We start from the raw sequence: 12,351 nt of genomic DNA, 5'->3' as shown, positions 1-12,351 counted from the left end.
AACCTTTAGAACTAACGGGTTACTAGCAGTTGAGTTGGCGACACGCCATACTTTTTCTTAAATGAAAAGGAGAAATGGGATAAATCTTCAAAGCCAACTTCCAAATAAACCTCTGTAGGTTTTAGCTTTTTTTCAGAGAGATGGTAATAAGCCAATTCAAGCCTTTTGTCAGTCAGCCATTTTTGCGGGGTCGTGTTAAATAACTTTTTAAAATCACGGTTAAAGGTCGACAGGCTTCGGCCAGAAAGGTAGCCCAACTTTTCTAAAGACATATTGAACATGAAATTACGTTGCATAAATCCAATCAGGTCTATCTTTCCTGGAGCATCAAAGTGGGCCAAAACGCTATCTACCTTCGGGTCGATGGTGCGTAGGATACTGATTGCTTCCGTAATCTTCAACTGTGCCAAGCTCTCAGGAAATTCACCAGAAACATCAAAATAGGGGATCAGCGAAGCTAAACAACTTGCTAATAGTGGATGATTGCTGAAACGGTATATTTGCTGTTCTGGCGGCGGTGTTCCTCTCGTGTCAATATGCTCGTAAAACTTCTTGAGCCTTTCTATGCTCAAATGCATGACTACCGTTTTGTGAGGCTGTCCATCCTTGGGGTAGTTAATTACAGTCGCCAGCTGGTTTCTGGGGATAAGAAAGATATCGCCTGTTTTGAAATAGAAGGTGCGATCCGCTTGGATGATCTTCGTTTCTCCCGAAATGAACCACACCAGCATATGGTCGTCGAACATCAAATCTGATTTGAAGAGTTTATCCTCGTAGCTCGAAAGCTTGATTTCTTGGGTGAGGTATCTAGAAATATGTTCCATTGCTATAAAGTTAGGTGTTTTCTCCATTTCTAATCTTTGTTTAATCGCTTTTTAATCGGCCAAAAATTGGAAACCTAAAAGCGTTTCACTCAAATCCCAAAGGCGTAAGGCATTGTCTCGATCTACCGAGTAAGGTTTTACCCCACGTAGGGTTTCAGGTTGATCGTATTGATGGTTGATGTTTCCCATATCCAGTTCGGCAATGTCAGCGTTTTCGCAATAAACGCCGCCAATGTTATTTAGCGCTGGGCTTGTAGCGCACCAAATGGTGGTTGCGGCACCTTGAGGAATGGTTTTAAGCGTCGCAGCTACTTCGGGTTTAAGGTCGCCATTGGCATCATGTGTGCCCAACTGCTTAAAAAGTTCAATCGGTTCTTCTCTGCCAAGGTCGGTGCCAATCACACTGCCAGGATGAAGCGAATAAGCACGGATGTTGAATGGCTGCCCGCGAAGATCCAATTCTACGGCAAAAAGATTAGCGGCAGTTTTGGATTGTCCATAACCTTCCAAGGTTTGATATTCCCGATGCTTAAAGTTAGGATCTTCGAAATGGAAAGGAGCCATCTGATGTCCAAAAGAAGATACGTTGATGACCCTGGCACCATTGGCTTTTTTGAGCGCAGGCCATAACCTGGCAGTAAGCTGAAATTGACCGAGATAGTTGGTCACCAATTGAGATTCGTAACCACGTACATCTCTGCGTAAGGGTACCCACATAATGCCTGCATTGTTAATTAGCAGGTGTAAAGGTCTTTGGCTTGCGAGAAATTGAGTACAAAAGCGGTCTATGGATGCACTGTCCATTAAATCCATGGCTTCCAATTCTACGTTTTGAATATTTTCCAAGTTCTTTTTAGCCTTCTCCACATCTCTGGCAATAACAATCACGGTTGCACCAGCACCTACCAGCGTTTTAGTGGTTTCTAAACCAATACCAGTGTGCCCGCCAGTCACAATGGCAATTTTTCCAGTTAAATCTATGCCTTTAATAACTTCGCTTGAAGTAGATGTTGCGTTAAAGCCAGAACCAATAGGTTGCTGCAATACGCCTTGATAATTGTTTTGTGTCATGTCTTTATTGTTTTGATACCACAAATTTAGCGGGCTTTGCAACCGAGGATTTTGTTGTGCATGTCAACTTACTTTGTTCAGCGTGTCATGCGCTTTGTTAGGCAGTTCAGTGATGCATTCGTTTAATAACGATCATTGAAATTGTAGCTTTATTATCACCTTTTCGTGTACACAGAAGAATATTTTGTGGTAACTTAGTGGTTAGGGTAGGTTGATACGTGCAATTTTTAAGGACGTTTAGTTGGGTGTGTAATTTGTTTAGCTTTCATCCCTGCTTAATATTTATTTTTGAGACAAATTCGTAGATCATGAACTACCATCAATTGCAGCAAGAGATAGAAACTTATGTGGTGAATTATTTTAATGACCACCATCGTGCTGATCTTGTTTATCATAATTTAGCGCACACCAAAAGAGTGGTTCAGGCAGCCGTACAAATTGCCAATCATTATCAGTTAAAAGAGGTTGATTTTTTCATCGTTTATGCGAGTGCATGGTTCCATGATACGGGATATTTCATAGAGAATTTATCACACGAAGAAAAAGGGGCAGAACATGCGGTGACCTATTTATCCAATCATCAGGTAGATGAAAAGATTGTTGCTGCGGTAAAGAGTGCCATTTTATCTACCAGATTACCACAAAGCCCTACCAATTTAAATGAGCAGATTTTGTGCGATGCAGATTTATTCCACTTGGGGAGCGATGATTTTAGTGAGCGGTCGAAGCTTTTGCATAAAGAAGTAGAGCGGCTTTGCAATAAAGAAATCAGTAAAAAGAGCTGGCGCTTAAAGGATATTGAATTTTTAGAAAAACACGAATATCATACTGACTATTGCAGATTGTTACTGGAAGCACAAAAGAGCAAGAATTTGGCAAAGCTTAAAAAGAAATTTAACGAAGATATTTTAGAACAAGCAAATAAAGAAGAAGATAAATTGAAGCACGATAAGAAGGAAAAGGCTGATAAGCCTGCTAAAGAAGACAAAGATGCATTGCCTAGCAAAGGGGTAGAAACCATGTTCCGCATTACTTCGGCAAATAACCAACGCTTGAGCGATATGGCCGACAACAAAGCCCAATTGCTGATAACGGTGAATTCGATTATTTTATCGTTGATTGTGAGTTTGCTGCTACGCCGCCTCGAAGACAATGCCTACTTGGTGGTGCCTACCTTTATACTCTTATTGGTAAGTTTATCCTGCATCGTATTCTCCATACTAGCCACTAGGCCAAGCATTCCCAAAGGTGTTTTCACTAAGGAAGATGTGGATCAGAAAAGAGTAAACCTGGTATTCTTCGGTAATTTCTACAAAATGCCATTGGACGAATATCATCACAGCATGGAGAAGGTGATGGCCGATCGAGATTTCCTGTATGGCACCTTAATTAAAGATGTGTATTCGCAAGGCGTGGTGTTGGGCCGAAAATATAAGCTCATCCGCATCGCTTACAACATATTCATGTTCGGTTTAATCACATCAGTGTTGGCTTATATCCTTTTCTCTGCCATTTATGGTAAATTCTAATCATATGCTTGAGGTAGTCAATACCATGTTTGATAGAGATTTGAGTTGGATTTCATTCAATGGGCGTGTGTTGGCAGAGGCAGAAAGAGAAGCCACGCCGCTTTTGGAGAAAATCAAATTCCTGTCCATCTATTCCTCCAACTTGGATGAGTTTTATCGAGTGCGTATGCCTGTTTTGCAGGCCCTTAAAAAGCTGAGCAAAAAGGAAAATAACGACATCCAACAGGAAGATAATTTGCTGAAACAAGCCACTGAGACCATCCATCAGCAACAAGAGCAGTTTGGAACCATCTTGAAAAGTATCGTATTGCCACAGTTAAAATCCCACGGGATTCATTTTATTTACAATGAGCCTATTCCTGAGCGCTTACAAGATGAATTGAGCAATTATTTCTTAAGCAACATTCTGGCATTCCTTCAACCTGTTGAAATCGCTAATCCTAAAACCGATTTTTTCCCAAATAATAACGAACTCTATTTTTTGGTAAACGTAGAAACCGAAGGAAAGATAACCAGTTATGTGGTGAATATTCCTTCCAATGAGTTGTCTCGCTTTTACGAAACAAGCGTTGATGGACAGAAATATGTATTGTTCATCGATGATATCATCCGTCAAAATCTTTCGCTGCTGTTTAAAAACAAAGATCTTAAAGCTTGTTACAGCTTTAAGATTACCCGTAATGCCGAAATGGAGTTGGAGGATGAATATAACGTGGACATTGCTGATTTAATAGAAAAGCAAATCCAAAAACGTGATTTGGGCTTGGCTACCAGATTTTTGCACGAGCCAAATATTCCGCAAACAACCTTGATGCTTTTGGTACAGCAGTTAAATATTGGGCATGCTAATGTGGTGGAAGGGGGTAGATACCATAATTTAAAAGATTTGGGTGGTTTCCCTATTAAGGATGCAAAATGGAGCAATCAAAAATGGCCTAAAGTAGTATATCCAACATTTAGGAAAGACATTACGCTCCACCAGCAAATTATCGAGGACGACTTGCTCATTAATCCGCCCTATCAATCGTATGACAGTGTGTTGCGCTTTTTTAATGAAGCGGCTACCGATGAGTCAACCACCGAAATCTATACCACTTTATATCGGGTAGCCAGCGATTCGAAGATTGTGAACGCCTTAATTACCGCTGCCAAAAATGGAAAGAAAGTGACGGTATTGGTCGAACTGAAAGCACGTTTTGATGAAGCCAACAACATCAAATGGGCAAAGAAAATGAAGGCCGCTGGGGTGGAGATTATTTACAGCGTTACCGCCTTAAAGGTTCATGCCAAAGTAGCTTTAGTAAAACGCAAACAAGGAATTAGAATGCAATATACTGGTCTGTTTGCGACAGGAAACTTTAACGAAACCACGGCCAATTTTTATACCGATCATATTTTAATGACGGCTCACAAAGGCATGTTACGTGAACTCGAATTATTGTTCTTGTTTTTGGCCCGACGTGAAAAGCCATCTAATCCCAATCTGATCAAGTTCAACCATTTATTGGTGGCACAATTTAACTTGCAGACCAAATTTTTGGAGTTGATCCAGCGTGAAATCGAATTTGCCAATTTGGGGCAACCAGCAGCCATTACCATTAAGCTCAACAATTTGGAAGAAGCCGTGATGATTAACAAACTTTACGAAGCAGCCCATGCGGGAGTGAAAATTAACCTCATCATTAGGGGGATTTGCAGACTAGTGCCCACGGAAAACATCACCATCAGACGTATTGTCGACCGCTATTTAGAGCATGGCAGAATCTTTTTGTTTCACAACAATGGCAACGAAGAAATGTTCCTAGGTTCGGCAGACTGGATGAGTAGAAATATCTACCGAAGAATTGAAGTTTGTTTTCCTATTTTTAATACAACCATCAAGGCAGAATTGAAAGAAATCCTATCCCTGCAACTAAAAGACAATGTACAAGCGGTGTTGATCGACGAAGAAATGAACAACATTCCAGTGCCAGTAGAAGGTGATTTGGTTCAGTCGCAATACGCCATTTATCAATATTTAAAAAACAAAGTATAACCATGAATAATTACGCCATCAAAAGATATCAGAAATTTTTGTTTTTATTTTTTGCCAGCTGTTTTGGTTGCGCTATTACTTTACTTTCTTGTGCACAGGAAAAAACAAAAAAGAATGCAAATCCACCAGGTTACAACCTGGCTACCCCGCAAAAATATAACATGCCAGACGTATTGCAGGAAATATCGGGCATTGCTTTCTTAAATGGAAATAATGCTACGGTTTACGCCGAGCAAGACGAAGAAGGGAGAGTATTTGTGTTTCCTTTGGGATCAAAAAAACACACCTCTACCAAGTTTGCTAAAAATGGCGATTATGAAGATATCGCGATAGCCAAAAACAAAGTCATCGTGCTTAAAAGTAATGGCGATTTATATGCATTTCCGCTTACCGAGACCCAGAAAGAGCAAGCCTCAAACGTAATAGAAACCAAGTCGATTTTACCCAAAGGCGAATACGAAGCCATGTATGCCAATCCAGCCAATGGACAACTTTATGTGTTGTGCAAGGAATGTAAACAAGATAAAGGCTCAAAAAACACCAGTGGTTTTATCCTAAACATGCAAAATGATGGTCGCTTTACCTTGGCCAGCAACTTTAATGTAGATGCCAGTACCCTTGAAAAATTAACTGGTCGCAAAAAAGGAACATTTCATCCATCAGCTTTGGCGCAGCATCCCATCACCAAAGAATGGTACATCGTATCAGCCATTAACAAGGCATTGGTCGTAGCTGATCAGCATTGGAAAATTAAAGCCGCCTACCATTTAAGCTCCAATACATTTAACCAACCTGAGGGAATTGCCTTCGACAAGCAAGGGAACCTATTTATCTCCAACGAAGGTAGCGATACCCAGTATGGAAATATTTTGAGATTTGATTATAAAAGAACAAAAAAGTAGCTTATGCTTAAAAAAATTACGCTAATCGTTCTATTTACCTTAACTAACTTGTTTGCTTTTGCACAGCAAGAAGTAAAATACCGTGTCATTTTAATTGGCGATGCTGGAGAAATGAATACGGGCCAACTAGAATCTCTAAAAAGTGCGGCAAACCATGTCATCAAAGGAAAAACAACCACCCTTTTCTTGGGAGATAATATTTACCCTACGGGGATGGCTTTGCCAGGAAGCAATAACATTAAAGAAACCGAGCAGATTTTAAAATCGCAGTTTGAACCCATGCGTGCCAACGGTGCTGCGGTTTACTTTGTGCCAGGCAATCACGATTGGGATAAATCTGGTCCCAATGGTTTGGCTAAAATTCAGGCGCAGGGGCAGTATTTAGCTTCTTTTAACGATCCTTTGCTCAAGCTTATTCCTGATAATGGTTGCCCCAATCCTGTAGCCATTAACCTTACAGATAAATTGACCATCATTGCTTACGATAGTGAATGGTGGCTTTTTCCTTATGATAAAGCAAATCCAGATTGCGAATGCAATAGCAAAGAAGAGGTGATCATGCGAATGCGGGAGCTCTTCGACCAAAATAAGGATAAAATGATCATTTTGGCCTCTCACCATCCTTTCCAAAGTTATGGAGCACATGGTGGTTACTTTACTTTTAAAAATCATCTTTTCCCACTGACCTCGCTCAATAAAAATTTATATATCCCTTTACCAATCATCGGCTCCCTTTATCCTTTTTTACGAACAACTTTTTTAAGCCCAGAGGATATGAAACATCCTTTATATAAGGAAATGATAGAAAAGGTGAATGGTGTTTTTGGTGAGGTCCCTAACGTGGTTTACGCTGCAGGGCACGAGCATGGTTTACAGCTGATCAAAAATAAACAATTGCAAATTGTAAGTGGGGCAGGAGCAAAGCACTCACCCAATAAGCTTGGAAAAAACTCACTATTCCATAGCTTTCAAAATGGTTACGTGGTAGCCGATCAGCTGATGAATAATGACATGCGCTACGAATATTACACCTTTAGCGATACAGGCGTAAACAAAGTTTTTAGCTATACACAGCCTTTTCAAAAAACAGAAAATACACCCTCAAAATTAGCCAAAGTAATTACGGCGGACAGTGTGATGGTCAAAGTAAAGCCATCGTTCGACAGTGTAAGCAGGTTTCACCGTTACCTGTTTGGCGATAACTATCGGAAAGACTATGCTACGGATACCAAAGTACCTGTCATCCGTATTTCGGAAATAGCGGGAGGTTTAAAACCAACCCAATTGGGTGGGGGTAACCAATCTCGTTCCTTAAGATTGGAGGATAAAAACGGTAAGGAATATGTACTGCGCAGTGTCGAGAAATACCCTGAAGTATTATTGCCGCAAGGATTGAGGAATACCTTCGCTAAAGATGTAATGCGTGACAACATGGCTTCACAACATCCATTCACGGCATTGGTGGTGCCTGTTTTGGCTAAAGCTGCGGGCGTACCTCATAGCAACCCGATGATTGGTTTGGTTTCTCCTGATAAAAATTTGGGCGATTACGCTTCCTTATTTGAAAACACAATATGCCTATTGGAAGAAAGAAATCCCCTTGGACCTTCGGACAATACAGCCAAAATGCTTAAAAAGCTAGATAAAGACAACGACAATACTTACGATGCAAAGTTGTACTTAAGGGCAAAGGCTTTGGATGTGTTGCTAGGCGATTGGGATCGACACGAAGACCAATGGCGTTGGAAAGCCGATAGCACCAAAAAAGGTTTGAAATATATCGCCATCCCAAGAGACCGTGACCAAGTATTCTTTAGGGCCGATGGTAAAATTCAGCGTTTTGCTCAAAAATCTGATTTGCTGCCAATGATGCAAGGCTTCGAAAGAGATTTGAAAGATGGAAACTGGTTCTTATGGGAAGGCAGGGCGATGAATAGCAAACTGTTGTCACAATATACCGAAGAACAATGGGACAAGGATGTGAAGGAGTTTTGTGACCTTTTTACCGACGAGATTTTTGAGGAAGCTTTAAAAAGACTGCCTAAAGAAAGCTATGCGTTAAGGCATGACCAATTTTTGGCGCAACTTAAACAACGTAAAGCCACCATTCCCAAGGTGATGAATGAGTATTACCACTTTTTCAATCGCATTGTAGACGTGCAAGCGAGCCATAAAAATGAGAAGGCCGAGATTAACAGTTTAGACAATGGTCATTTGAAAGTAGAACTGTACAAAATCAACAAGTCGGGGAATGTAAAAGATGTAACTTTCAGCCGCGTTTTCGATCCTAAAACCACAAAACAAATTCGCTTATATATGCGAGACGGAAATGACAGCGTATTCCTCAACAATAAAACTTCGCCCATTACTTTGAAAATCATTGCTGGGCATGGGAAAAAAGTGTACAATGTAACCGCTTCTCGTCAATCCGTTCGCTTGTTTGGCCTTAAAGATGAGAATATATTTGAAGGCGAAGCAGCCAATAAACTGCGCACAAAACTATCTAGCGATACAGGTAATGCTACTTATTTGGGCAAGGATTTGTATAGCAGAACCTCGCTCTATCCAAACGTAGGTTTCAACGTAGATGATGGCTTTTCTTTAGGAGCGTTCATGAACATTACCAACCCAGGCTTCAGAAAACAACCCTACGGAAATTCGCAGTCCTTTAGGATGTTATATGCCTTTGCCACTTCGGCGGTTAGGTTTAAATATACTGGCGATTGGTTAAAAGCTATTGGCAATGCTGATGTGGTGGTGCATGCCAGTGTGCAGGCACCAGACAATACCCGAAACTTTTTTGGCGTAGGTAACGAAACCTCCTTCGACAACAACATTAGATATTACCGCACCCGAATGAACCTCTTTCAGTTCGAAACCAGTTTACGCTGGCGTAGGCCAAAATCTACCTTTAGTGTAGGGCCAAGCTTCCAATTCTATACTTTCGATAAAGAGGATAACCAAAATAAATTCATCAATAACGTATCGGAGCTAAACTCGTCAGATCGTTTGGTGATCGATCGTGAAAAACTGTATGTAGGCGCAATCGTTAACTTCATTAATAACACCAAGGATAACGAAATGCTACCCACCTTAGGAAGCTATATCGATTTTAAGTTATTAGGCTATCAAGGGGTGAGCAGTGCTGCAAGGTCATTTGCGCAATTTAACGGCTCCATAGCTTTGTACAAAAACTTAGATGGACGTGCCAATTTGGTATTGGCCAACAGATTTGGCGGCGCGGTAACGGTAGGTAATCCTGCTTTTTATCAATATGCCTATTTGGGAGGCGAAGGTACGCTATTAGGCTACAGGCAATATCGCTTTGCGGGCAAGCATAGTTTTTACAATAATTTGGAGTTAAGGTTAAAACTGGGCGATTTTATCAGTTATGTATTACCTGGCCAAGTAGGACTAATGGGGTTGTATGATGTGGGAAGAGTATGGGAAAGAAATGATGCTTCCGATAATTGGCATCATGGCGTAGGTGGCGGTCTGTACTTCTCACCAGCACAGTTAACCATTTTAAGAATAATTGCCGCTTATTCAAAAGAGGGCTGGTATCCTCAATTTTCAATGAACTTTAGATTTTAAGTAATGAACACCAACGTTATAAAAATAAATAAAAACGAATGTATTGCCTGTCAGATAGAGTGGAATCTCTCTTTCAGGCCATTGGTTGCTTATTTAAAAAGGAGGTTAAAAACCGAAGAAACCATTAAAAAGGAATTCTACAGGTTTTTACTAGAAAAGATAGAGAAGGAAGGGGCTTTGGCTAAAAACCTGATGGTTGAGGATTTGGCTCAGTACAAAGAAACGTTGGAACTCATTTTTACCATTTTAACGCCTTTAATGGCCAACGAAAAGGAATTGTATTGGGCACTAAGTACGCCAGTTCCAGATCAAATTTTCTTCAGTACCGATTTGCTTTATAACTTCATTCAAAAAAATGTAGAAGAGCACAGCAAAGCTGGAGGAGAATATCAAAAACAAAAAGAAAAAGACCAAATCAAGTTCATTTATAACGTGATTTTAAAGCGATACTATAACTATTCGGCTTTAACCAATAACGAAATGCGCTTTGCCTATAACAATCCAGAAACAGGCTTGACGCAGTATTATAATGTGAACGTAGACACGCAGTTTGTAGATATCAGTTATAATAAAAAAGAATTACCAGTACTTAATTTTGAGCAATTCTCGGGCTTTGTAGACGATGAGCGTGGTTTGGAATTGCTACATGAAGTATTACCCCTGAGCGATTTCAAGTTTGATGGTTTTACCGTAATTTCGGTAACGGACGTAACACTACAGCACGCCATCGATGGCATTAGGGAATCGTTGGTGAACCATAACTATCAAACCGAGGCTTACCAACATGTCATTCAAACCCTGAGAACATTGGGCGGGAATGCAGATATCGAATTTGGATTGTTGCCCTTGATTACGGTAAACGATAAGCCTGTGCTAGATGTCGATGACGATTCGAGTATTCTCATTAATGCGGGCAAACATTTCGGCATAGATGACAGCATTTTTTATAATCAGTTAGAACTATACAAGAATAATCCGCAACCGATCTTTTTTAATAAAATTACGGATGAGCAAATAGAGAAAACCCCATTTATGGAGGCCATTCGAAAAAGCGGTATCCAATCGTATTCTATTTTGCCTGTTTTTTACAATGCACAACTAGTAGGGATATTGGAAATTTACTCAAAAAAAGAAGTACTGATTGACGACATGCTACTCTCGCGTTTGCATTCGGCGATGCCGCTTCTAGGACAGCTTTTCCAGTATCGTATAGAAGAATTTAACACCAAGATGGACGAAGTGCTTAAAGATAAATTTACGGCATTACAACCTTCCGTGCAGTGGAAATTTAATGAGCAGGTGTGGGAATTCATCAAGAAAAACAAAGGCAACAAAAATGCTCAAGATATTGAAACCGTTACCTTCAAAAATCTATACCCATTATTTGGGGCTATTGATATTAGAAATTCTACCATAGAACGAAATCAAGCCTTAAAAGAAGATTTAAAACTGCAGTTAAATAAGCTGAGCACATCGCTAATTGCGTTAAAGAAAACAGTAAAGCTTGATTTAATAGACAAAATCCTGTACAGTTGTAAAAACTGGATGCAAAGAACCGATGCTTTTATTAGTTCTAGTGACGAAGATTCGTTAAATGAGTTTTTGGAGTTCGAGGTATACCCTGTATTGAAACATGTCGAAAAAAACCACCCTTCAACCAAGGCCATTGTAGATGAATATTTTGAAAGCATCAATCCAGAAACAGGAGAAGCCTTCAAAAACCGAAGAACTTTGGAAACATCCATGCAGTTCATCAACGCCTCAGTAGGAGAGTATTTAGAAAGTGCCCAAGACGAATTGCAGAAAACCTTTCCGTTTTATTTTGCGAAATTCCGTACCGATGGGGTAGAATACGATATTTACATTGGACAGGACATTGCTCCTGACAAACCATTTGACATGCTTTTCTTAAAGAACATGCGGCTTTGGCAATTGCAATCAATGGTGGAAATTGCACGTTTAACCAACCGCTTGGTAGATAAAATGGAGAAACCATTGTTAACTACCCAGCTCATTTTCATTCATTCAAACCCTATTGATATTAGTTTTAGAAATGATGAGCGACGCTTTGACGTAGAAGGAACTTATAACATTCGCTATGAGGTGATTAAAAAACGCATCGATAAAGTGAAAATCAAGGATAAGGACGAAAGACTAACCCAGCCTGGCAAAATTGCCATGATTTATTATAACGCTTTCGAGGCGAATGAATACCTCACCTACATCAGCTACTTACAAGAACAAGGACTTTTAATGTCGGATGTAGAAATGCTCGAACTCGAAGAGCTACAAGGAGTAAGTGGTTTGAAAGCTTTACGAATTGGCGTAAACTATGGAGTTGAAAAAGTGGATATTAAATAACAAAGCAAAGATTAGCCGCTATTCATTTTCCTATG

7 protein-coding genes are annotated in these 12,351 nt (G+C 40.1%); 5 read left to right on the top strand and 2 right to left on the bottom strand.

Annotation, left to right across the window (positions count from 1 at the left end; genetic code table 11):
- Nucleotides 1–11: 11 nt before the first annotated feature.
- A complete protein-coding gene (locus tag DUT70_RS19800; protein ID WP_240432207.1) occupies nucleotides 12–851 on the bottom strand; it encodes a helix-turn-helix domain-containing protein in 840 nt (279 codons plus the stop codon).
- Between the two features lie 24 nt (nucleotides 852–875).
- Nucleotides 876–1,895 (bottom strand): SDR family NAD(P)-dependent oxidoreductase, encoded by a 1,020-nt coding sequence (locus DUT70_RS19795; RefSeq protein WP_113649115.1) that lies wholly within the window; start codon nucleotides 1,893–1,895, stop codon nucleotides 876–878.
- A gap of 308 nt (nucleotides 1,896–2,203) precedes the next feature.
- On the opposite strand from DUT70_RS19795, the gene DUT70_RS19790 reads away from it, so the two are divergent.
- Genes DUT70_RS19790 through DUT70_RS19770 form a run of 5 tightly spaced genes read left to right on the top strand, consistent with a single transcriptional unit; the run spans nucleotide 2,204 to nucleotide 12,316 of the window.
- The gene (locus DUT70_RS19790; protein ID WP_113649114.1) at nucleotides 2,204–3,424 is read left to right on the top strand and encodes a Pycsar system effector family protein; all 1,221 of its coding nucleotides are present in this window, start codon (nucleotides 2,204–2,206) and stop codon (nucleotides 3,422–3,424) included.
- A gap of 4 nt (nucleotides 3,425–3,428) precedes the next feature.
- Nucleotides 3,429–5,459 carry a polyphosphate kinase 1 gene (gene ppk1, locus DUT70_RS19785; RefSeq protein WP_113649265.1) on the top strand — a complete coding sequence of 677 codons (2,031 nt, stop codon included), beginning with the start codon at nucleotides 3,429–3,431 and terminating at the stop codon, nucleotides 5,457–5,459.
- Nucleotides 5,460–5,461: 2 nt separating this feature from the next.
- On the top strand, nucleotides 5,462–6,361 hold the full coding sequence (locus DUT70_RS19780) for an SdiA-regulated domain-containing protein (RefSeq protein WP_113649113.1): 900 nt from the start codon (nucleotides 5,462–5,464) through the stop codon (nucleotides 6,359–6,361).
- A 3-nt stretch (nucleotides 6,362–6,364) separates the two neighbouring features.
- On the top strand, nucleotides 6,365–9,955 hold the full coding sequence (locus DUT70_RS19775; protein WP_113649112.1) for a metallophosphoesterase: 3,591 nt from the start codon (nucleotides 6,365–6,367) through the stop codon (nucleotides 9,953–9,955).
- Nucleotides 9,956–9,958: 3 nt separating this feature from the next.
- Nucleotides 9,959–12,316: a GAF domain-containing protein gene (locus DUT70_RS19770; RefSeq protein WP_113649111.1), complete on the top strand. Its 2,358-nt coding sequence runs from the start codon at nucleotides 9,959–9,961 to the stop codon at nucleotides 12,314–12,316.
- Nucleotides 12,317–12,351 lie beyond the last annotated feature (35 nt).

The organism is Pedobacter chitinilyticus, assembly GCF_003313385.1.
In the GTDB taxonomy this organism is placed as follows: Bacteria; Bacteroidota; Bacteroidia; order Sphingobacteriales; family Sphingobacteriaceae; genus Pedobacter; species Pedobacter chitinilyticus.
The sequence above is the reverse complement of the archived record's forward strand: the minus strand, read 5'-3'. Positions and strand labels throughout refer to the sequence as shown.